Below are 20,307 nucleotides of genomic sequence, written 5' to 3'. Positions count from 1 at the left end.
CAAACTGACCGGCAAATGCCATTCTGTTTGGCGCCTGGAACGGTTTTCCGTGCGGGATAATATGTGGTAACGTCCGGCCGAGCCTCAATCTTGCTGATCTTGCATCCGGCCCTCCGTCCGCGGTCGGGACCGGACACCAGCAATACGACGCTTCCACCGCTCGCCAATGCCCCCGGAAAGCATGGCAGGAGCGCACCAGACAGAGCAGGAGCCCGCGATGGAAACACGACAATCACCCGGCAAGGAACTCATCGACGACGCGGCGCCGGACGACGAGCTCGCCGGCACGCGCGGCCCGATGGACCTCAAGGCGATCCGCGAAGCGATTGCCCGGGTGGAGTCCGAAGCCAAGGCGACCGTCGCCGCCGAAAACCGGGCGCTGGCCGAGTCCCGCGCCCACATGCTGGCCGAGGACCGCGCGCGGATCGATGCCGCTGCCGCCGCCGAAGCCTATCAAAAAGCCAGGGCCGAAGAAGATGCCATCGCCGCCGGCCGCGCCCGCCTCGATGCCGAGCGGCGCGCCCGCGAAGCCAACGAGGCCCGCGCCGCCGCCGCCCGGCGCGAATTGCTCGAACTCGAAGCCCGCGCCAACGCAGAAGCGGAAGCAAAGCGCCTGGCCGAGGAACGCGCCAAGGTGGAAGCGGAAGCCCGCCAGCGCGCCATCGAACAGATCGCCGTCGAAAACAAGCTGGTGAACGAGGCCGCCAACGCCGCCGAGCAGCTGGCGCGCCAGACCGAACTCGTCCGCTGGCAAGCCTCCCAGCGCATTGCCACATCCCAGTCGGCCCGGCAGGAAGCGGAAGACCGGGCCCGCGCCGAAGCCCGCATGCTGGAAATCGCGCGCGAGGAAGAACGCGTCGAGCGCGACGCCCGCATGACGGCGGAAAGCCTGGCCCGGGCCCGCGAGGAAGCCCTTTCCCTGGCGCGGGAACGCGAGCAGGCCGAGGCGCTGGCGCTGGAAGCCTCGCTGCGCCGCGCGCCCGCCGAAATCCGGGCCCGCGAGGAAGCGCGCAGCCGCGCCCTGGTCGAACAGCAGAACGAAGCGATCGCCGCCGCGCGCGCCGAACTCGAACAGAAGGCCGCTGACACCCTGCGGCTGCGCCTCCATGCCGAAACCGAACTGCGCGACGCCGCCGCCCGCCGCGAACAGGCCGAAGCCCTCGCCCTGACCGCCGCCTCCGCGCGCCGCGAAGCGGAAGACCGCATCCGGCAAGCCACCGAAGCACGGATCGCCATCGAGCGCGAATTGCAGAACCTTGCCCTGGAACGGGTCGAGGCCGAACAGCAGGCGGAAATCGAAGCCAGGGCCCGCGTCGAGGCCGAAAACCGCGCGATCGTCGAAACCCGCCAGCGGCTGGAAGTCGAACAGCAGGTCGCGCTGGCGCTGCAGGCCCGCGCCGAGGAAGAACAGCGGTCCCGCCAGATCGCGGAGAAGCGGGTCGAAATCGAGCGCGCGTCCGCAAGGCTGGCAAGCGAACAGGCGGCCGCCGAGGAGCAGGCATACGCCCGCGCCCTGGAACACAAGGAATCGCGGAAGCAGGCTGCCGAGGCCGCCACCGCCAAGGCGCGCGACGCCATGGAACTGGCCCACCTGGAAAAGGAACGTTTCCACGCCGAGCAGCAGGCGGTCGAGGCGCTGCAGGAAAAGCTGCGCCTGGAAGAAGCGGCCATCGCCGCCGCGCGCGCGCGGACCGACGCCGACATCGAGCGCGGCGCGGTGCTGCAGGATCTGCAAGCCGCCGACGAACAGGCCCGGATCGCCGCCGAGACCGAAGCCAAGGCGGCAAGGATTGCCTTGTCCAAGGCGCTGGAACGGGCCGAGGGGCAGCGCCGCGCCGCCCAGGCCGCGCTGGCCAAGGCGCGCGAGGCAGTGGAGCTGGCGCGCCTGGCCGACCAGCGCGCCAGGGATGAGGAAGCAGCGCTCGCCGCCCTGCGCGACAAGGTCGAGGCGGAACGCGAGCATGCCCTGCGGGCAAGCCAGGCGCTGGAAGCCGCGCAAGCCGCCCTGGCCGCCGAACAGGCCGCCGCGACGGAGGCCGGGGAACGCGCCCGGGCCGAAGCCGAACGCATCGAGGCGGCACGCGCCAAGGAAGCATCCGACCGCGCGCTGCGCATTGCCAGCGACGCAGAAGCCAGGGCGATCCGCATCGCCGCCGAGGAAAACGAGGCCGCGGCCCGGCTGCAGCGCGAAGCCGCCGCAATGGCCCTGGAAAAGGCCCGCGAGGCCAGCCGCCTGGCCAGTCTCGTCCGCGGCCGCGCCCAGGTCGAGCAACAGACAGTCGACGCCATCGAAGCGCGCCGCAAGGCGGAAGAACAAGCCCGCCAGGAAGCGGAAGCCCGGATCCAGGCCGAGGTCGAGGAAGCCGAACTGCAGCGCAAGCGCCATGAAGAGGAAGCCCGGCTGCGTCTCGCCGCCGAAACCCGGTGCGCCACCGAACGCGAACGCCTGATCCAGGCGGAGCGGCAGGCCGCGCTCGCACAGGAAGCGGCGCGCCTGGAAGAAAGCAGGGCGGCCGAAGCCCTGGCCCTGGCCCGCACCACGGAAGAGCGCCAGCTTGCCGAGCAGCAGGCGCTCGATGCGATCCGGAAGAAGCGGCAGGCGGAACAGGCCGCCCATGCCTACGCGGACAACCGTGCGCGCATCGAGTCCGAACTGGCGCAGGCGGCCACGGAGCGTGAACAGGCCGAACAGGCCGCGCTGCAGGCGATCGCCGCCAAGGGCGAGGCGGAAAAGCAGCAGCTCGCACACGCGGTGCAGCATGCCGAGCTGGCGCGCATGGTGGCCGACCTGGCGGAAGCCCGCGCCCGGGAAATCATCGAACTGACCCGCATGGAACAGGAGCGTGCCGATGCCGAACAGCAGGCGCTCGATGCCATCGAGGAAAAATTCGCCGCCGAGCGCGCCGCCCACGTCGCCGCCCTGGAACGCGCCGGCGCCGAGCAGGAACAGGCGCAGGTGCTGCGCGCGCGCGAACAGGCCGAACTCGATGCGCGCAAGGCCGTCCAGGTCCGTCTCGCGGCGGAACGGGAACAGCTGAAGCAGGCCGCGGAACGCGTCGAATGCGAGCGCCAGGCCGCCGCGCTGGCGCTGCGCAAGACCCGCGACGCCATCGAACTGGCGAAGGCGGAACGCGAACGCCTCGAACTCGAACAGCAGGCGGCGCAGGCGCTGCAACGCCAGCGCGATGCCGAAGCCAGGGCGAAGGAAGAGGCCAGGGCGCGCCTGCAGGAAGACGAGGCGCGCGCGGCGGCAGCCGAGCAGCGCATGGCGGCCGAGGAAACGGCACGCCTCGCCAGCGAAGAAAAGCGCGCCGCCGAGGAAAAGCTGCTCGGCCACGCCCTCGAGCAGGCCGAACGCCAGCGCCGCCTGGCCACCGCCACCCGCGAACGCGCCGAGGAGGCCGCCTTGCTGGCGGAGGCGGAACAGCTGCGCCTCGCGACCGAACAGCAAACCTTCGCGTCCCTCCAGGAAAAGACCCGCCTCGAACGTATCCGCCTCGCCGCGCAGCAGCGCGCGTTCACCGCCATCCAGGAAAAGCTGGACGCTGAGCGCGCCGCCAGCGACAGCGAGGAAGCGCGCGCCCGCCTGCTCGAGGAGCAGGCCGCGGTGTCCCGCCAGCGCGAACTGGCGGCGCGGGCATTGCAGGATGCCGAGGCGCGCCAGGCCGACGCCGCCGGCGCCATGCTGGCGTCGGCAAACGCCCTCGCCGCCGCCCGCCAGGAAGCCGCCAGCGCCGCCGAATCCCGCATGCTCCAGGCCCAGGCCCTGCTCGACGCGGAACAGTCCCGCGCCCGGGCCGAAACGGAAGCCCTCGACCTGTTGCGCCAGCAAGCCGAACACGCGCTGATTGCCGAACGCGAGGCGCGGGAGCGCGCCCTCTCCGCGCGCGATCTGGCGCGCCTGACCTTGCAGCGTATCGAAGAGCAGGCGCGTGCCCGCCACAGCGAGGAACAGCGGCTTCGCACCGAACAGCGGGCAATCGACCTGGCACGCCAGGCAAAGGAAAGAAACGACGCCCGCGCGCGGCAGGTGGGCGAAGGCATCGCCCGCGCCGGCAAGGAGCAGGCCGAGGCCAATGCCGCGGCGAGCGCCCTGATGAAGACGCTTGCCCGCGACGGTGCGGTACTCGCGGCCTGGCGCGAAGAGGCGCAAGCCTTGCTCGCCCGCGCGCCGGAAGAAGTCAGCCAGCCGCGCTTCATCCGCCGGCCGATGGCCGCAGCCATGGCCGGGCTGGCCTTCACCGCCGGCGCCCTGCTGGCGGGCGGATGGTACCTTCGGCAGCAGGACGCACCGGCGGCGCAGGAGGTGGCCGTTGGCGGCGCTTCGGCCGGAACGGTGAATGCTTCCTTGCGCTTGAGTTATCGGCTTGATGACGCGGATGGGCGGGGTGGAGTGAAGGCAGAGGAAGTTGGCGGAGTGCCTGCCGCTGGCGGGTTGCCGCGCTGAGCGGATAGAAATGGTTGTGGCGCGCTGGGCCAGCGAAATGGGATCCCCGCCTGCGCGGGGATGACAGCGGTAAGCGCGAATGACAAAGCGTCTCCCGCTTGACGCAGAGTGGCACGCTTGACCACACAATCCCTCCACACCCCCACTCCCACGTTGCGCGGATGTCCATTGCTCATTCCTCAAATGGCGTTATCCAGCCAGCGAGGTTAGAATGCACTGGTTTCGAATCCGGGACGTCGCTGCTCCAGATGACGCGCCGGACACAGCGGACGAAGGACACGCCAGGCGCATCGCCCCATCGGGCATCCACTCGACATAGCAGAATGAAAACCATGAAATTTTTACCGCGGCCGATGATGCCGGTCCGGCTGGCCGGCAAGCATCTCGCACTCACCAGTCTTCTTGCGGTCGTGATGTCGTTCTCCGCGCATGCGGATGATTATGCGGATGTGTCCAAGCTGGTGCGCGCCGGGCAGCATGCGGAGGCCCTGAACCGCGTCGAGGCGTCCCTGGCGAAGAACCCGCGCGATGCGCAGATGCGCTTCATGAAGGGCGTGATCCTGGCCGAGCAGAACAAGTCCAACGAAGCGATCGCGGTCTTCACCAAGCTGACCGAAGACTATCCGAACCTCCCCGAACCCTACAACAACCTCGCCGTGCTGCATGCCGCGGCGGGTCAGTATGACAAGGCGCGCGCCGCGCTCGAGTCCGCCATCCGCACCAACCCGAGCTACGCCACCGCCTACGAAAACCTCGGCGACGTCCATGCCAAGCTTGCCAGCCAGGCCTACGACAAGGCGCTGCAGCTCGATTCCGGCAACGCCGCCGCCAAGTCCAAGCTCACTTTGGTGAAGACCCTGGTGGGCAATACCGCCGTGGCCGCGGCCGGCAAGCCCGCGACTGGTTCGGCTCCGGCGGCCCCGTCGGCGCCCGTGACCATCGCCAAAGCGGACGCGGTGCCGCTTCCCACCACCTCGCCCGCGCCGGCCCGTCCGGCTGCCGCCCCGGCACCGTCTCCGGCTCCTGCCGTGGCGCCTGCTCCCGCGCCGGCGCCGGCAGTGGCCGCCAAGCCGGCCAAGCCCGAACCCAAGGCGTCGCGCGACGATGACGAGGACGACGAAGTGCTGGCCGCCGTCCATGGCTGGGCCAAGGCATGGAGCGCGCAGGATGTGAAGGCCTACCTGGGCCACTATGGCAACGACTTCCAGACGCCGGGCGGCCAGGCCCGCAAGGCCTGGGAAGACGATCGACGCTCGCGCATCAGCGGCAAGGGACGCATCAATGTCCGCGTCGAAGCGCCGCAGGTGGCGGTCAACGGCAATACCGCCACGGTGAAGTTCCGCCAGGTCTACAGCTCCGATCGCCTCAGCGCCAATACCCGCAAGACCCTCGTCATGGTCAAGCACGGCGGCAAGTGGCAGATCAAGCAGGAGAGCACGGGCGGTTGATGGTGATGGCGAGATCGAAGGGCAGGGCAATGCGTGCCATGCATGTCGTTAGAATTGGAGCCGCCGTCCTGCTCGCGGGACTGGCATTGGCGCGTCCCGCCGTCGCGGTCAGCCCGGCGGTGGCGTCCGCCGCGGCCGCGCTCAGCAAGCCCGACCCGGAAGCGATGCTGATCGACGTCTACAAGGAGCTTGGCGCCAATCACCTGCGCCTGGCCTTGTCCAAGGCGGACCGGCTGGTGGAGCTGTATCCGAATTTCCGGCTCGGCCACCTCATCCGCGGCGACCTGCTGCTGATGCATACCTTCCCGGTTGCGACCTTCGGCGCGGTCAGCGGGCAGGATGAGCGACTGAAGAATCTGCGCGAAGAAGCGATGGTCAGGCTGAAGTCGCTGCGCGAGCGGCCCGATCCCAACCTGGTGCCGCGCTCCATCCTGCAACTGCGCCCCGACCAGAAGCATGCGCTGGTGGTCGATGCGAAGCGCTCGCGGCTCTACGTCTACGAGAACCGCAACGGCGAGCTGAAGTTCGCGGCGGACTACTACATCAGCCAGGGCAAGCTCGGCGTCAACAAGTTCAAGGAAGGCGACCAGAAGACGCCGATCGGCGTCTACTACATCACCGGCCGACTGTCGGGGGAGCGCCTCCCGGATTTCTATGGATCCGGCGCCCTGCCGATCAATTATCCGAACGAGTGGGACAAGGTCAACGGCCGCAGCGGTTCCGGCATCTGGCTGCATGGCACTCCGTCCGACAGCTACAGCCGGCCGCCTCTGTCCTCGGATGGTTGCGTCGTCCTGACGAACCCCGATCTCTACCGCATCTCCACCTCAGTCGAGATCGGCAAGACGCCGGTGGTCATTAGCGAAAACGTAGAGTTCGTCAACAAGACGAAGTGGGAAAACGACCGCAGCATGGCGGCGCGCCTGCTGGACAACTGGCGGCGCGATCTCGAAACCATGGACGGCGGCCGCATCCTGAATCATTACTCCAGGCAATTCCGTTCCGACCACAATGAAAACCGCGATGGCTGGGTTGCCAAGCAGCAGCAATCGCTCCACGGCGTGAGGGACTTGTCGGTGGTCCTGCGCGACGTCACACATTTCCTCTATCCGGGGCGCGACGACATGCTGGTCAGCACCTTCACCCAGGATTCCTTCGTCGGCAAGAGCCGGAGTTCGCTGCGCAAGCGGCAGTACTGGGCACGGGAAGGAACGACCTGGAGAATCGTCTTCGAAACCAACATCTGAGCATATCTGAGGCATCGTGCCGTTCGGAAAGCCGGGCGGTACGCGAGGCCGGATTTCACGAACAAAGGGTGGCGGCACTTGTGGTCGATCACCCTTTTTTTCATTTGTGAGTTGTTCGATTGAACTAAGTTTTTCCCGCGATGGTCATTCCGATACACATGCCGGATTGACCAGGCAGGTTGGTATGCGGTGCCAGTATTGCGGTAACGAAAAGTCGGCGGCCATGACATGTCCTTCATGCGGCCGCGCCGAAGCAAGACAAGTCGCGCGACACGTGCCGGGCCGGGCTGCGCCGAAAGCGGCGCCCTCGGCCACGGTGCTTGCCTGCCGCGGCTACCGCAGGCTCGATGGCGATCCCCGCGGCCAATGGCAATTCCTGCCCGTCCGGCTGCAATCGATTTCGAGGACCAGCCATTTGATCCGACCCAGTTCTTCCCGTCATGCTTCACCCTCGCCGCAGGACGTGCCGCACGCCCGGCGTGCCGGCCCGGACCACGAGGCGCGGCAGGGGGCCGACTCTCCATTCCAGCATGGCGCCGACCCATTCACGTCCGCCCCGGGGCCGGACCATGCCGTGCCGCCCTCGGTCACCCCCAGGAAGCCGATGCGCAAGCCCAGCTACGAGGAATTGCGCAAGCTGGCGGCAATGTACGACCAGCCTCCGCCGCGCAGGCGCGGACGATGGCTGACGGCGATGGTATCGGTGTTCCTGGTCGGCGCCTGTGCCGGTCTCGGCGGCGTGTGGTGGCTCAGCCATGGCCAGCCAGCCACGCTCGCGGCGATCGTCGACACGGCAACCCGGCACGCGTCTGCACGTCGGCCGTCGCCTGCCGGGCCCGCCGATTCCGCCCGTCCTACCCGACCCGACATGGCCGCCGGAGGCATCAGCCCTTCCGAACTTCCATTCGATGGTTCGCGCGTCGCGGTTGCGCCCAAGCCCCAGCCGCCTGCCGTGACGCCAGGTGAACTGCCTTATGGCGGACTCGCGGCCGTCCCCGGCGATTCCCTAAGGGACAGCAGCGGCAGCGGGTCGGCGGGCAGCGCCGCCGCGGGCACGCCCGAGGCTCAGGCTTCCGGCGATACGAACGCCGTCGCTTCGGCCGGCATGCGTTCGGCCGACTCGCTCGCCGGTTCGGCGGCTTCCGCGCCGGCATCCCCGGCTGCCGATTCAAACGCCGCTTCGTCCGCAGCGCAGGGGGCGGCACCCGCCGCGGGCACGGTCGGCACGTCCACCTCGGCCAGCGCCCAAAAACCGCAGCCCGCCGCGCCGGCCGACAAAGCTTCCAGCCCGAACGCCGCGTCGTCGGCCATGGTCGCCGCGGCCGCGCGCGCGAAGCGCCAGCAAGCCAACCGCGAGCTCGAGCGGATCCGCAGGCAGGCCACGGAAGAATTGCGCCGCAAGAACGAGGCGCAGCGCCTGCCCGGGGAGGCGAAGGCGAAGCTGCGCCAGCCCCCCGCGCGCACTGCGAGCGCGGTCCAGCACGGCAAGCCCAGGCAGGCGCGTACCCAGCTTGTCCAGGCCCAGCTTGCCGCCTGCGAGAACGCCGGCAATTTCCTCATGCGCGAGCAATGCAAGTGGCAGCTCTGCAGCGGCAAATGGGGCAAGGACGGCTGCCCCTCCTACACCAGTTCCAACACCCTCACCTACTGAACGGCGCCGTCTCCGCGCAGCCATTTTCTCCTCTCGATCCTCGCTCTTCCACCATCGGCTTCGCTCTGTAATTACGTTGTTGGTATCACTGTTCAGACAATGTAAAAACAAAGCGGCATCGAAGCGGTGCTTCGTACCAACAATGTCCGCATTTTAGTTTTCCAGCCGGAAATTTTGAGGTACGATGTAAGAACATTCTGTTAAAGGAATTTCTATGAAGTCTGCAATCCGCAAAATGGGTAATTCTCAGGGTGTCCTGATACCCAAGCCGTTTTTGCTGGAAACCGGCCTCGATCTCGGCGAAGTGGACATCCAGGTGGAGAAGGACGCCATCGTGATCCGCAAGCCGAAGAAGAAGTCGCGTGAAGGCTGGGCGGACGCGGCGAGGCAGATTGCAGCCAAGACGCAGGACCAGGTCATCGCCTGGCCCTTGCTGCCCAAAGACTCGGACGCCGATTTTTCATGGTGATGCGCGCCGAGATATGGCTGATCGATTTCGATAAACCGGTCGGCAGCGTGACGCAGAAGCGGTGGCCCTGCGTCGTCGTCTCCCCGGAGGAGATGGACGAGTACCTGAGCACCCTGATCGTCGCTCCCCTGAGCACGCGGGACATGCCGGCGCCGTTCCGCATTCCGGTGAATTTCATGCAGAAGGATGGACTGATTCTTCTTGACCAGATCTGCACGATGGAGAAGTCCCGCCTGGTCAGGAAACTGGGGGTCGTCAGCGATGACACCATGGCCAGGACGCTGGAAGTACTACAAGAAGTTTTCGCTCACTAATAGAAAGATACTGACATGCAGCATAATGACTTTCTGTCCGAAATCCGCGATGTCAACCTGAGCTATTTGATGATCGCGCAGCAGATGATCCGCCAGGACCGCGCGGAAGCCATCTTCCGGCTTGGCATCAGCGGCGAGATCGCCGACCTGATCGCCAGCATGAGCAATGGCCAGGTGCTGAAGATGGCGGCATGCAACATGATGCTGTCGCGCTTCCGCTTCAACGACACCGCGATCCTGTCGACGCTGCTCAATGAGAAGGCGGGCGCGAACGCGGCGCCGGTCCACGCGTCCATCCTGATGGCATCGCAGGCGCCGGAGGCCATCCTCTGATGCGTGCGGACAAACGCCGATGATCGCGAAGCGACGACATCCGGACACGGTGCGCTTCGGGCCGCGAGGCCCGAGGCCGTCGGCGTTTGTCCGCACCCCATGCGCCAGGCGGCCAGGAGCCTGACATGCAGTATCCGGCCGTGGATTTCGATTACCTCGAGCGGGAAACCGAACGGCAGAAACGCCTGCAGCAGGAGGCGCGCAAGGCCCTCGAGCTAAAGAAGGCGCGCCTGCGCGGCGCCGAGCCGGAAGCGCCGCCGGAAACCGCCGACCACCACGACGAGCCGCCAGCGCCCGCCGTCAAGCCCATCTCCGTCACGGAAAAGCCGATCGCCGACGTCAACGACACCATCGACCGCGTGCGCAGCATTCCCGAGCTGCGGTCGGCGCTGATTCCCATCGACCACGCGCTGGAAGGCGAGGGCTGGAGCAAGCCTTTCTTGCTCTCGAAGGCCGATCTCGAACCCTGGCGCTCCTACCTGCGCGGCTACCACGATTCACGACTCTTCCCGCATGGGCGCAAGCCGGGCGCAAGGCCGGACGAAAGCACGCTCGACCACGGCGTGCAGGCCCTGCTGGAACTTAAGCGCATCGAGCCGCGCCTGATCCTTGATCCGGCGGTTCAGATTGATCAGCCGGTGGAATATCTCGACCTCGCCGGCGAATTGCGCAAGTGCGCCGACCCGATACAGGCGCGCACCCTGGCCGGCATCGCCAACGACGTGCATGAAGCGCAGTTGCAGAAGGCGGTCGAATGCGGCCGCGAGCTGGGCAACCACCTGTGCGATGCGTTGCTGGGCGAAGGCCACGTCAACCTGATCAAGGCCTGGGAAAAAACCTTCCGCCGCAAGCCCAACGTGAACGAACTCCACGTGATGCTGACGACGGGCCGGGTGCGGGAGATCGCAGAGACTCCCCGGCCGGCGGCGGAAAACCGTCCTCAGGCGCCGGTCGACGCGGAGCGCCGGCAGGCGGCGCAGGCGCAGGCGCAGATGCAGGCGCCAGCCCAGGTCCATGCACCATCCCAGCCCCTGGCCGAGACGCCGCCCCCTCCAGCGCGCGCGCCCGAGCAGCGCCGTGCCCTCGTCGCCGTGGTCGGAGACGACGAGCCGGAAGCGTCGCCTGCCTCCCCAGCTGCGGTATCGGTCGAAGCCGAGCCGAGCTTCATGCGGTCGCTCGAGAAGCGCATCAAGCTTTCCCAGCGCCAGAAGCTGCTGCTGCACATCCTCCATCTCGCCGTGTGCTGCGCGGCGCTCGCTGCCTACGTGCATTTCGTCTGACCGGATGGATGCCCCCGGCAGCCGCGCACGTCCTGAACACGCATCCGCCGGCCCGCCGGCGCGGCAAGATCCCCGCCCCCTCCCGTGAACCATGTGTGGAAGGGACCGCTCCAACGCATCCGCGACGATACCCGGACAATGACAAGAAAGGCGAACACATGATCCGTTCCACCAAGATTGTGGCCACCATCGGCCCGGCCTCCAACGACATCGACACGCTCAAGCGCATGTTCCGCGCCGGCGTCAACGTGGTCCGTCTCAACTTTTCCCATGGCAAGGCTCAGGACCACATCGACCGCGCCGCCATGGTCCGCGATGCCGCCGTCGCCTGCGGCGCCGAGATCGCCATCATGGCCGACCTGCAGGGACCGAAGATACGCGTGGGCAAGTTCGAGAGCGGCAAGATCATGCTCGACAAGGGACAGAAGTTCATCCTCGATGCGGCCTGCGAACTGGGTAACCAGGAGCGCGTGGGCCTCGACTACAAGGAATTGCCGAACGACCTCAAAACCGGCGACGTGCTCCTGCTCAACGATGGCCTGATCGTGCTGACCGTCAACCGGGTGGCCGGATCGGAAATCCACACCACGGTGCGCATCGGCGGCGAGCTGTCCAACAACAAGGGCATCAACCGGCAGGGCGGCGGCCTGTCCGCGCCAGCGCTGACCGCCAAGGACATGGAAGACATCAAGACCGCGATGAGTCTGCAGGCCGACTACATCGCCGTGTCCTTCCCCAAGAACGCCACTGACATGATCATGGCCCGGCAGCTGGCCAACATCGCCGGCGAAAGCGCCGGCCACCGCCCGATGATGATCGCCAAGATCGAGCGCGCCGAAGCCATTCCCGCGCTGCAGGAAATCCTCGATGCGTCGGACGGCATCATGGTGGCGCGCGGCGACCTCGCGGTGGAAGTCGGCAACGCCGCCGTGCCGGCGCTGCAAAAGCGCATGATCAAGATGGCGCGCGCGTCCAACAAGCTCGCCATCACCGCCACGCAGATGATGGAATCCATGATCGTCAACGCGGTGCCGACCCGCGCGGAAGTGTCCGACGTGGCCAACGCGGTGCTCGACGGCACCGATGCGGTGATGACCTCCGCCGAGACCGCCGCCGGCAAGTATCCGGTCGAGACCGTCGAGGCCATGGCCGCGATCGCCCTGGAGGCGGAGCGCGCCAATGTCTGCAAGCTCGATACCGATTTCGTGAACGTGGTGTTCAACCGCATCGACCAGTCGATCGCGTATGGCGCGCTGTTCACCGCCTATCACTTGCGGGTCAAGGCGATCGTGGCGCTGACCGAATCCGGCTCGACCGCCTTGTGGATGAGCCGGCAGGACATCGACATTCCGATCTTCGCCCTCACGCCGCGGATGAGCACGCGCCGCAAGGTCGCGCTTTACCGCAACGTGACGTCCTTCGACCTGCCGGCCGCCGCCGACCGCGATGCGCTGATCCGCTCCGCCCAGGAGCTGCTCGTTGCCAAGGGCAAGGTGCACAAGGGAGACCTGATCGTGCTGACCTGCGGCGAGTCGATGGGGCAGATCGGCGGCACGAATTCGCTGAAGATCATGCGCGTCGGAGAATAGCGCGCAGGAAGCGCACGGGCCTGCCGGCCTCAGGCCGCCGGGTCATCCTCGAACAAGTCCTTCGCCTTCGGCTGCGTACGGGGAGCGGGCTGCGCTTCCAGTCCCTCGGCAGGGTAACGCTGGAAGAAGGACTCGGCCTCGTCGACGGGGCAGTTCAGCCAATCGTCGTACTGGTCAGGTGCGAGCACGATCACCATGCGCTTCTCGTCCTCGGGCTTGTGGAAGCGCTGCATCAGCGGGTGGCCGTCGGCATTCACCGTCAGCATGGAAAAGGACAGCAGCGGCAGGCCGTTGGGGCCTTCCTGACGGTGTTCCCAGATGCCCGCGATACCCATCGGCGCGCCGCCGGTCATCGCGATTTCCCAGCGCTCCGCCTTGCCGCTTTCATAGTTGGGCTCGAAGATCGCCGCCGCGGGGATGATGCAGAACTGCCCATGCTTGAAGGCGCTGCGGAAGCTGGGCTTGCTGGCGACGGTCTCGGTGCGCGCATTGTAGGTCTGGCGCGCGAGCTTCAGGTCTTTCGCCCAATGCGGCACCATGCCGAACATGCCCAGCGCGGCGGCGCGGTCGCCATAGAGGGCATCGTTGCCGGGCGTGCGGATGAAGGGCGCCATGTAGCCGGGATAAGTCTCTGCCTTGTAGTCGGAATCGGGCGCAGCGACGCCGAAGTGCTGCTCCAGCTGTTCGCGTCGGGAGGGGATGTAGTTGGCGCACATGAGAGGCCTCGGTGCATGACAGGAATGCATGCATTATGCGTCAGGCATGATGGGGCCGTGGCAGCGCGAAGACGATGGAAAGACATCGCGCAAAGAAAAAAGCGGTTGTTCCTGATGGAACAACCGCTTCTGTTCTGGTAGGCCGTGCTGGGCTCGAACCAGCGACCAACGGATTAAAAGTCCGCTGCTCTACCAACTGAGCTAACGACCCGAAAGACCGAGATTATATGGAGTCTTGGTGAATGTGTCAAACGTGGAATTGCAGCACGGCATGCAATTCCGGGCCGCGCTTTGCGTTACTTCAAGGCCGCGAGACGCTCCTTTGCGGTCTGCGCGGATTGCGAATCGGGGTACTGCGCGATCAGTGTTTCGAGCGTGCGCTTCGCCGCCGCCTTGTCCTTCAATTCCATCTGGCAGCTCGCGATGTTGAGCAGGGCATCGGCAGCCTTGGGGCTGTCGGGATAATTCTTTACCACGACCTGCTGGGCCGTGATGGCGTTCTTGTAGTCGCGCTGGGCGTAGTAGGTATTTCCCAGCCAGTACTGCGCGGAAGGGGCGAGTCCGGATTGCGGATAGCGGCGGGTAAAGTCGAAGAACGACGCGCCCGCGTTGCGATAGTCGCCGGCCTTGAAGAAGGCGAGGGCGGCATCGTATTCCTGCTGCTCGGTCGGGCCGAGGAGCACTTCCTTGCCATCCACCGTGGCCTTCTGCGGCTCGAGCTTGCGCATGCGCGCATCGAGGTCGGTGTAGAAGTCCTTCTGGCGGCGCTGCGTGTTGGCCAGCTCGTTGGTGAGCACCTCGATCTGTCCGCGCAACCTGGCGATTTCCTGGCGCAGCTGTTCGTTCTGGCTGTTGAGGTCGAGGCTGTTGGTCTTGTCCGCCTTGGCGTTGATCTCGTTCTGCATGTTGGCCAGTCGGCCGCGGATCTCGAGTATCGCCTTGCGGGCCTCCTCGTCTTCGAACAGCGCGGCATGCGATTGCTGCGGCAGGACGGACAGCAGGGACAGCGCGGCCAGGACGGCGGCACCGGCGGTTGAGCGGATGGTGTTCTTCATGTTCTGCCTCGGGCACAAGCCAGCAAGGGTAGGGGCCGGCGCTTCCCGCCTGCGCGAAATGCGTTCACGGCGGCGGCAAGCACGGGCAAGACCGGGGCGGCATGGCAGCAATGTTCGCCATCTTGCCGCCCGCGATGCATGCGATGGTCAGCAATTACTGGTAGACGATGTCGGCACGGCGGTTTTCCGCCCAGGACGCTTCGTCGCTGCCGGTTGCCTTCGGCTTTTCCTTGCCGAAGGATACGGCTTCCATCTGCGACTCGGGCACGCCGAGCAGGGAGAGCGACTTGCGCACGGCTTCGGCGCGCTTCTGGCCCAGGGCCAGGTTGTATTCGCGGCCGCCGCGCTCGTCGGTGTTGCCCTGGATGACGACCTTGCGTGCCTTGTTCGTGGTCAGGAACTTGCCGTGGGCTTCCACCACCGGCTTGAACTCGTCCTTGACGATGTAGCTGTCGTAGTCGAAGTAGACGCTGCGCTTGGCGAGCACGCCCTGGGTCAGCGGATCGACGGAACCGGTCGTGACCGTGTTCACGCTGCGCGTGTCGGCGGACGGCGCGGTGGTCGCGGTCGGGGTGCGCTCTTCGACGGCGGCCTTGTCGTCGAGCTTGACGGAAGAGCCGCAGGCGGCGAGCACCAGGGAGCCGGAAAGGATGAGGGCGAGGGATTTCAGCTGCATTTTATTCTCCTGATAATGCGCAAGTGTTGGTGTGAAAAACTCATTTCATGAACGGACCCCAGGTCGGCTCGCGAACGTCGCCGGCCTGGACGGTCAATCTGTGCTTCACGCTGCCATCGACCGAGACCACGGCCAGCGTGCCGCGCCGGCCGGACTCGGTGGCATACATGATGTACCTGCCGTTCGGCGAGAAGCTGGGCGATTCATCCTTGACGGTGTCCGACAGGCGAATCTCCTGGTCGTTGGTCAGGTCGAGCGCGTACAGCTGGAATTTGCCGTCGCGGCGTGAAATATACGCGATTGTCTTGCCATCCGGCGATACCCGCGGGCTGATATTGTAGCTGCCGCGGAAGGTCACGCGCTGTGGCTCGCCGCCGTTGAGGCTCATGCGGTAGATCTGCGGACCGCCGCTGCGGTCGCTGGTGAAGTAGATGCTCTGGCCGTCGGGCGCGAATTGCGGCTCGGTGTCGATGCCATTGCTGGAGGCGAGGCGGCGCAGGCCGGTGCCGTCGGCGTTGACCATGAAGATCTGCGTCAGGCCCTCGCGCGACAGGGCCACCGCGAGCCGCGAGCCGTCGGGAGACCAGGACGGCGCGGAATTGTTGCCCTTGTAGTTCGCCACCACCGTGCGCTGGCGATGTACCAGGTCCTGCACGTACACCACCGGCTTCTTGTTTTCGAAGGAGACGTAGGCGACCTTGGTGCCGTCCGGCGACCAGGCGGGCGAGATGATGGGCTCGTTTGAACGCAGCGCCACCTGGGTGCCTTCGCCGTCCGAATCGGCGACTTCGAGGCGGTACTCGTTGCCGGACTTGGTGACGTAGGCCACGCGGGTGGCGAACGCGCCGCGCACGCCGATCAGCTTCTCATAGATGTCGTCGGCGATCTTGTGTGCCACCACCCGCAGGCGGTCGGCGCCGGCGGCTTTGCTGAAGCCCGAGAGCGGCGCAGACTTCACGGTGTCGAGCAGGCGGTAGCGAACGTCGTAGCGGCCGTCGGCCAGGCGCTGCACGCTGCCGACCACCAGCGCGTCCGCGCCGCGTGCCTTCCAGTCGCCATAGTTGACCTGGGCGTTTTCGGACATCGCGCCGCCGGCGTCGATGATCTTGAAGTAGCCGCTGCGCTCCAGGTCGGCCTTGATGATGCCGGTGATCGGTTGGGTCGCGGTGCCTTCGTCGGCGAAGGCGGCGATGGCGATCGGGATCTGGCGCGCGCCGACGCCGTTGATCTCGAACTTGAGCTGGGCGCTGGCCGATGCCGAGGCAAAGCCCAGGACGGAAAACACGACCGGCAGGAGGACGCGAGTGATGTTCATGGTCTAGAGATCTTTCGGAGTGTGCTTGAATGTGAAATCCGACGGTACTTTACCCGTTGACTTGTCCGCCGGGAAGGGCTCGGACTTGCGGATGGCGCGTTCGACCGCCTCGTCGAAGCCGCTTACGCCGCTCGACCGCAGCTTCTTGATGCTCTTGACCGAACCGTCGGGCAGCAGGTCGACGCGATATTCCACCGTCGGGTTGCCCTCGATGTCGGCTGGCGGAATGAAGCTGGTGTTGCCGCGGATCTTGGTGCGCAAGGTGTTGACGTAGGTGGCGTCGCCGCGCGGACCCTGGGCCTTGGGCGCGTCGCCGCTGCCGCCGGGGCCGACCGCGCCGGAGAGGCGCCGCATTTCTTCCTCGCGCGACTTGGCGAGAAGCTTCTCGTTGGCTTCGTCCTGGCGGCGCTTGGCTTCGGCCTTTTCCGCCTTCTCTTTCTTTTCCTTCTCGAGCTTCGCGAGTTTTTCCTTCTCGGCCTTGTCCTTTTCCGCCTTTTCCGCTTTCTCCTTTTCCTTCTCGAGCTTGGCGAGGCGTTCCTTCTCCGCCTTTTCCTTCTCGAGCTTTTCCTTCTTCAGGAGTTCTTCGCGTTCCTTCGCCTTGGCCAGCTTCTCGGCTTCTTCCTGGCGCTTCTGCTTGATCCTGGCGATCTCTTCTTCCTGGCGCTTTTTATCCAGGGCGCGGCGCTTCTTTTCCTGCTCCAGGGCGATGTCCGGCTTTTCCTCGGGTTCATCCTCGGCCGCCTTGGGCGGCGGCGCCTTCACCACCGGCCGCGGTTCGGGTTCGGGCTTCGGCTCGGGCGCCTTGACCTGCTCCTCCGGCACGGGCGGGGGCGGCGTGGGCGCGGCCTCGCGCACCTGCGGACTCCAGACCTCGGCTTCGATGGTTTGCGGCGTGTCGTTCTGCCAGCGGATGCCGACCCACAGGAACAGCACCAGGAACAGGTGCATGAGCAGGGCCAGCACGATCGCGCGCCAGCGCCCCGACTCGGGAGGCACGGCGTAGGGCTGTTGCGCTGGCTGGTAGGCGGACTGCTTCATTGCGCTCATTGCTTCGTCGCCAGTCCTACCCGGCTGATGCCAAGCTTCTTGGCCTCGGAAATGATCTGGATCACTTCGTCGTACTTGATGTCCTTGTCGCCGGAAATCATGACCGGCATGTCGGGATTGGCTTCATGCAGGCTGCGCAGTTTCTGCAGCAGCTGCGCCTTGCCGGGCACTTTTTCTTCCTTGCCGCCGCCGCTCTTCTGGCCGTTCACGCCGATGGTTGCGCTGGTGTCGGGGCGAAGCGAGATCTGGATGTATTCGGTCGGCGGCAGCGCCGACTTGGCGGCGGTGGGCAGGTTGATCACGCCGGGGTTGGTCAGCGGCGCCGCGACCATGAAGATCACGAGCAGCACCAGCATCACGTCGATGTAGGGAACGACGTTGATTTCCGCCTTGAACTTGCGGCCGCGGCCGCCGCGCATGCTGCTTTGGGCCATCAGCGAACCTGCCGTTGCAAGATGTTGGTGAATTCTTCGATGAAGGTCTCGAAGCGGATCGCGAGGCGGTCGATGTCGTGCGAGAAGCGGTTGAAAGCAACCACCGCGGGAATCGCCGCGAACAGGCCGATGGCGGTGGCGACCAGCGCTTCCGCGATGCCGGGAGCGACCGCGGACAGCGTGGCCTGCTGCACGTTGGCCAGCCCGCGGAAGGCGTTCATGATGCCCCAGACCGTGCCGAACAGGCCGACGTAGGGCGAGACCGAACCGACGGAAGCCAGGAAGGCAAGATGGGATTCCAGCGCATCCATCTCGCGCTGATAGGCCGCGCGCATGGCGCGGCGCGCGCCGTCGATCATGCTGCCCGGATCGACCGGACCCTTCGCCCCGAGGCTCGCCTTGACCTTGTGGAATTCGCTCATGCCCGATTCGAAGATGCGCTCCAGGGCGCCGCTGTTGCCGCCGTTGCGGCGGCGGTTCGCGGCCGCTTCTTCATACAGCGTGGCCAGGCTGCCGCCCGACCAGAAGGCGCGCTCGAAGTCCTCGGTCTGGGAGCGGGCATTCCGGATCGCGAACAGCTTGAGGAAAATATAGCTCCAGCTCGTCAGCGAAACGAAGGCGAGCAGTCCCATCACCAGCTGCACCAGCAGCGAGGCGTTCGTGATCAGGGTCAGAAAGGAGAGGTCTTGGGTAACGGTCATCGAAAATCGGTCGTATGATAATTGCGAAAGGGTTGGCTCATGTTGAATCACCGCAATTTTTTACATTTGCGCGTGTTCGCCGTTCAGGAAACGGCTCCCGTTGCCCGGATGCGCTCCAGCACCACGGCGGGAATGGGGGTCGGACGAAAGGATCGCGTGTCCACGCAGCCGACCTTGATCGAGCCGCTGGCAAGCAGAACGGGCGCCTCCCGCCCGACGCGCCATGCTTCTTGTGAGAATTGTACCGAGGCGCGTCCGAGTCTTTCGACCACGACGGTGAGTTTCAGTTCATCATCTAGTTTCGCGGGGGCATGATAATCCACGGCGGTGCTCTTGACCACGAACATCGCCTGATGTGTTTCCGTCAATTCCTGCTGGCCGATGCCGGCCGCGCGCAGCCATTCGGTGCGCGCCCTCTCGAAAAACTTCAGGTAATTGGCATAAAAGACCACGCCGCCGGTGTCCGTGTCTTCGTAATACACACGCACCGGCCAGGCGAAGGGCAAGGATGGATAGTCCGGCATCAGGCGGGATTGCGCTTGACGTTGAAGGCGTTGAAGCCCTGGCAGACCGGCATCATCTCGATGTAGTTGATGTTGACGTGCGCCGGCAGGGTGGCGATCCAGTAGGCTGTATCGGCGATGTCCTCGGCGGTCAGCGGCACGGTGCCTTCATACACTTTGGCCGCCGCGGCATCGTCCTTGAGCCGTACGTTCGAGAATTCGGTGCCGCCGCACAGTCCGGGGGCGATGTTGGTCGCGCGTACGCCCGTACCCACAAGGTCGGCGCGCAGGTTGAGCGTGAACTGGTCGACGAAGGCCTTGGTCGCGCCGTACACGTTGCCGCCCGGATAAGGATAGGCGCCGGCCACCGAGCCGAGGTTGATGACCATGCCGCTGCCGCGCGCGACCATGTCGGGCAGGATGGCGCGGGTGATCGTGACCAGTCCCTTGCAATTCGTGTCGATCATCGTTTCCCATTCCTCCAGCGACGCCTTGTGCGCCGGCTCGATGCCCAGCGCGAGGCCGGCATTGTTGACGAGGATGTCGATGTTCTTCCAGGCGGCGGGCAAGGATTGCAGGCCGGCCTGGATGGATGCCTTGTCGCTGACGTCCATCGCGACCGGCAGCAGCTTGTCGCCAAGCTCGGCAGCGAGCTGGTCCAGCCTGTCCTTGCGGCGCGCAGTGGCGATGACCTGGTGTCCGTGTTGCACGAATTTGCGCGCGATCTGCGCGCCGAAGCCCGAGCTGGCTCCGGTGACAAGTACGATCATGACCATCCTTTCGGTATCGTTGGGGAGTTGGGTCCTGCGCGGCGCATGGCCGGCAGGCATTCCGGCAAATTGCAAAATTGTATCCGAAAGGCGAGACGAGGCCCGGATCCGTTCTTGCTGAAACGGGAAGGCTCACTTACAATGTGGGACCATTTCGTCTCACGTGACTGGCGACAAGCCGGCCCCGACTTGGCAGCACGCCGGAGCATTCACGGCCTGCCATCCGCATCGGAGCCCGGCGAAGGTGGATATCCACCGGGGAACGTGAGATCTCAACGCCGTTCGCCTGGGCAGCCCAAAATGGAATGCACG

18 protein-coding genes, 1 tRNA gene and 1 riboswitch are annotated in these 20,307 nt (G+C 65.8%); of the genes, 9 read left to right on the top strand and 10 right to left on the bottom strand.

The window, feature by feature from the left end:
- Positions 1–217: 217 nt before the first annotated feature.
- From G3574_RS04215 to pyk, 9 genes are all read left to right on the top strand, one after another.
- Complete coding sequence (locus G3574_RS04215; RefSeq protein WP_163960773.1) at positions 218–4,447, top strand: hypothetical protein; 4,230 nt, start codon at positions 218–220, stop codon at positions 4,445–4,447.
- A 332-nt stretch (positions 4,448–4,779) separates the two neighbouring features.
- Entirely contained in the window at positions 4,780–5,895 is a 1,116-nt protein-coding gene (locus G3574_RS04210; protein WP_205609660.1) for a nuclear transport factor 2 family protein, read from the top strand.
- Positions 5,896–5,933: 38 nt separating this feature from the next.
- Positions 5,934–7,142 carry a L,D-transpeptidase family protein gene (locus G3574_RS04205; RefSeq protein WP_205609659.1) on the top strand — a complete coding sequence of 403 codons (1,209 nt, stop codon included), beginning with the start codon at positions 5,934–5,936 and terminating at the stop codon, positions 7,140–7,142.
- A 223-nt stretch (positions 7,143–7,365) separates the two neighbouring features.
- A complete protein-coding gene (locus G3574_RS04200; RefSeq protein ID WP_163960772.1) occupies positions 7,366–8,793 on the top strand; it encodes a hypothetical protein in 1,428 nt (475 codons plus the stop codon).
- 214 nt (positions 8,794–9,007) lie between these two features.
- Complete coding sequence (locus tag G3574_RS04195; RefSeq protein ID WP_163960771.1) at positions 9,008–9,262, top strand: AbrB/MazE/SpoVT family DNA-binding domain-containing protein; 255 nt, start codon at positions 9,008–9,010, stop codon at positions 9,260–9,262.
- The gene (locus G3574_RS04190) at positions 9,256–9,576 is read left to right on the top strand and encodes a type II toxin-antitoxin system PemK/MazF family toxin (protein WP_163960770.1); all 321 of its coding nucleotides are present in this window, start codon (positions 9,256–9,258) and stop codon (positions 9,574–9,576) included. The genes G3574_RS04195 and G3574_RS04190 overlap by 7 nt, the downstream gene beginning before the upstream one ends.
- A 15-nt stretch (positions 9,577–9,591) precedes the next feature.
- Positions 9,592–9,909, top strand: a complete 318-nt coding sequence (flhD, locus tag G3574_RS04185; protein ID WP_163960769.1) for a flagellar transcriptional regulator FlhD — start codon at positions 9,592–9,594, stop codon at positions 9,907–9,909.
- 125 nt (positions 9,910–10,034) lie between these two features.
- Positions 10,035–11,189, top strand: a complete 1,155-nt coding sequence (locus G3574_RS04180) for a hypothetical protein (protein WP_163960768.1) — start codon at positions 10,035–10,037, stop codon at positions 11,187–11,189.
- Between the two features lie 158 nt (positions 11,190–11,347).
- Positions 11,348–12,778 carry a pyruvate kinase gene (gene pyk, locus G3574_RS04175; RefSeq protein ID WP_163960767.1) on the top strand — a complete coding sequence of 477 codons (1,431 nt, stop codon included), beginning with the start codon at positions 11,348–11,350 and terminating at the stop codon, positions 12,776–12,778.
- 29 nt (positions 12,779–12,807) lie between these two features.
- Here pyk and G3574_RS04170 read toward each other — a convergent pair whose 3' ends face one another.
- The 10 genes from G3574_RS04170 to G3574_RS04125 form a co-directional block, all read right to left on the bottom strand.
- Positions 12,808–13,494, bottom strand: coding sequence for an SOS response-associated peptidase (locus G3574_RS04170; protein WP_163960766.1), 687 nt, complete (start codon positions 13,492–13,494; stop codon positions 12,808–12,810).
- Positions 13,495–13,629: 135 nt separating this feature from the next.
- A tRNA-Lys gene (locus G3574_RS04165) sits at positions 13,630–13,705 on the bottom strand.
- Positions 13,706–13,790: 85 nt separating this feature from the next.
- Positions 13,791–14,549 carry a tol-pal system protein YbgF gene (gene ybgF, locus G3574_RS04160; RefSeq protein WP_163960765.1) on the bottom strand — a complete coding sequence of 253 codons (759 nt, stop codon included), beginning with the start codon at positions 14,547–14,549 and terminating at the stop codon, positions 13,791–13,793.
- A gap of 154 nt (positions 14,550–14,703) precedes the next feature.
- Positions 14,704–15,225: a peptidoglycan-associated lipoprotein Pal gene (gene pal, locus G3574_RS04155; RefSeq protein ID WP_163960764.1), complete on the bottom strand. Its 522-nt coding sequence runs from the start codon at positions 15,223–15,225 to the stop codon at positions 14,704–14,706.
- A 40-nt stretch (positions 15,226–15,265) separates the two neighbouring features.
- A complete protein-coding gene (gene tolB, locus G3574_RS04150; protein WP_163960763.1) occupies positions 15,266–16,540 on the bottom strand; it encodes a Tol-Pal system beta propeller repeat protein TolB in 1,275 nt (424 codons plus the stop codon).
- Positions 16,541–16,543: 3 nt separating this feature from the next.
- Positions 16,544–17,587 carry a cell envelope integrity protein TolA gene (gene tolA, locus G3574_RS04145; protein WP_328804720.1) on the bottom strand — a complete coding sequence of 348 codons (1,044 nt, stop codon included), beginning with the start codon at positions 17,585–17,587 and terminating at the stop codon, positions 16,544–16,546.
- Positions 17,584–18,021 carry an ExbD/TolR family protein gene (locus tag G3574_RS04140; protein ID WP_163960762.1) on the bottom strand — a complete coding sequence of 146 codons (438 nt, stop codon included), beginning with the start codon at positions 18,019–18,021 and terminating at the stop codon, positions 17,584–17,586. Before G3574_RS04140 ends, tolA begins: the two co-directional genes overlap by 4 nt.
- Positions 18,021–18,722: a protein TolQ gene (gene tolQ, locus G3574_RS04135; RefSeq protein WP_163960761.1), complete on the bottom strand. Its 702-nt coding sequence runs from the start codon at positions 18,720–18,722 to the stop codon at positions 18,021–18,023. Before tolQ ends, G3574_RS04140 begins: the two co-directional genes overlap by 1 nt.
- A gap of 83 nt (positions 18,723–18,805) precedes the next feature.
- Positions 18,806–19,246, bottom strand: coding sequence for a tol-pal system-associated acyl-CoA thioesterase (gene ybgC, locus G3574_RS04130; protein WP_163960760.1), 441 nt, complete (start codon positions 19,244–19,246; stop codon positions 18,806–18,808).
- Positions 19,246–19,995 (bottom strand): SDR family NAD(P)-dependent oxidoreductase, encoded by a 750-nt coding sequence (locus tag G3574_RS04125; RefSeq protein ID WP_163960759.1) that lies wholly within the window; start codon positions 19,993–19,995, stop codon positions 19,246–19,248. Before G3574_RS04125 ends, ybgC begins: the two co-directional genes overlap by 1 nt.
- Before the next feature lie 153 nt (positions 19,996–20,148).
- A riboswitch (ZMP/ZTP riboswitch) is annotated at positions 20,149–20,294 on the top strand.
- Positions 20,295–20,307 lie beyond the last annotated feature (13 nt).

Origin of the sequence: Noviherbaspirillum galbum (assembly GCF_010974945.1) — a bacterium.
In the GTDB taxonomy this organism is placed as follows: Bacteria; Pseudomonadota; Gammaproteobacteria; order Burkholderiales; family Burkholderiaceae_D; genus Noviherbaspirillum; species Noviherbaspirillum galbum.
Note: the sequence above shows the minus strand (reverse complement) of the source record. Positions and strands in the feature narration are given on the sequence as shown.

Excerpts from the sequence above, each read along its gene's own strand:
- G3574_RS04215 (WP_163960773.1), top strand. The coding sequence starts at position 218 with ATGGAAACACGACAATCACCCGGCAAGGAACTCATCGACGACGCGGCG.
- G3574_RS04210 (WP_205609660.1), top strand. The coding sequence starts at position 4,780 with ATGAAATTTTTACCGCGGCCGATGATGCCGGTCCGGCTGGCCGGCAAG.
- G3574_RS04205 (WP_205609659.1), top strand. The coding sequence starts at position 5,934 with ATGCATGTCGTTAGAATTGGAGCCGCCGTCCTGCTCGCGGGACTGGCA.
- G3574_RS04200 (WP_163960772.1), top strand. The coding sequence starts at position 7,366 with ATGACATGTCCTTCATGCGGCCGCGCCGAAGCAAGACAAGTCGCGCGA.
- G3574_RS04195 (WP_163960771.1), top strand. The coding sequence starts at position 9,008 with ATGAAGTCTGCAATCCGCAAAATGGGTAATTCTCAGGGTGTCCTGATA.
- G3574_RS04190 (WP_163960770.1), top strand. The coding sequence starts at position 9,256 with ATGGTGATGCGCGCCGAGATATGGCTGATCGATTTCGATAAACCGGTC.
- flhD (WP_163960769.1), top strand. The coding sequence starts at position 9,592 with ATGCAGCATAATGACTTTCTGTCCGAAATCCGCGATGTCAACCTGAGC.
- G3574_RS04180 (WP_163960768.1), top strand. The coding sequence starts at position 10,035 with ATGCAGTATCCGGCCGTGGATTTCGATTACCTCGAGCGGGAAACCGAA.
- pyk (WP_163960767.1), top strand. The coding sequence starts at position 11,348 with ATGATCCGTTCCACCAAGATTGTGGCCACCATCGGCCCGGCCTCCAAC.
- G3574_RS04170 (WP_163960766.1), bottom strand. The coding sequence starts at position 13,494 with ATGTGCGCCAACTACATCCCCTCCCGACGCGAACAGCTGGAGCAGCAC.
- ybgF (WP_163960765.1), bottom strand. The coding sequence starts at position 14,549 with ATGAAGAACACCATCCGCTCAACCGCCGGTGCCGCCGTCCTGGCCGCG.
- pal (WP_163960764.1), bottom strand. The coding sequence starts at position 15,225 with ATGCAGCTGAAATCCCTCGCCCTCATCCTTTCCGGCTCCCTGGTGCTC.
- tolB (WP_163960763.1), bottom strand. The coding sequence starts at position 16,540 with ATGAACATCACTCGCGTCCTCCTGCCGGTCGTGTTTTCCGTCCTGGGC.
- tolA (WP_328804720.1), bottom strand. The coding sequence starts at position 17,587 with ATGAGCGCAATGAAGCAGTCCGCCTACCAGCCAGCGCAACAGCCCTAC.
- G3574_RS04140 (WP_163960762.1), bottom strand. The coding sequence starts at position 18,021 with ATGGCCCAAAGCAGCATGCGCGGCGGCCGCGGCCGCAAGTTCAAGGCG.
- tolQ (WP_163960761.1), bottom strand. The coding sequence starts at position 18,722 with ATGACCGTTACCCAAGACCTCTCCTTTCTGACCCTGATCACGAACGCC.
- ybgC (WP_163960760.1), bottom strand. The coding sequence starts at position 19,246 with ATGCCGGACTATCCATCCTTGCCCTTCGCCTGGCCGGTGCGTGTGTAT.
- G3574_RS04125 (WP_163960759.1), bottom strand. The coding sequence starts at position 19,995 with ATGATCGTACTTGTCACCGGAGCCAGCTCGGGCTTCGGCGCGCAGATC.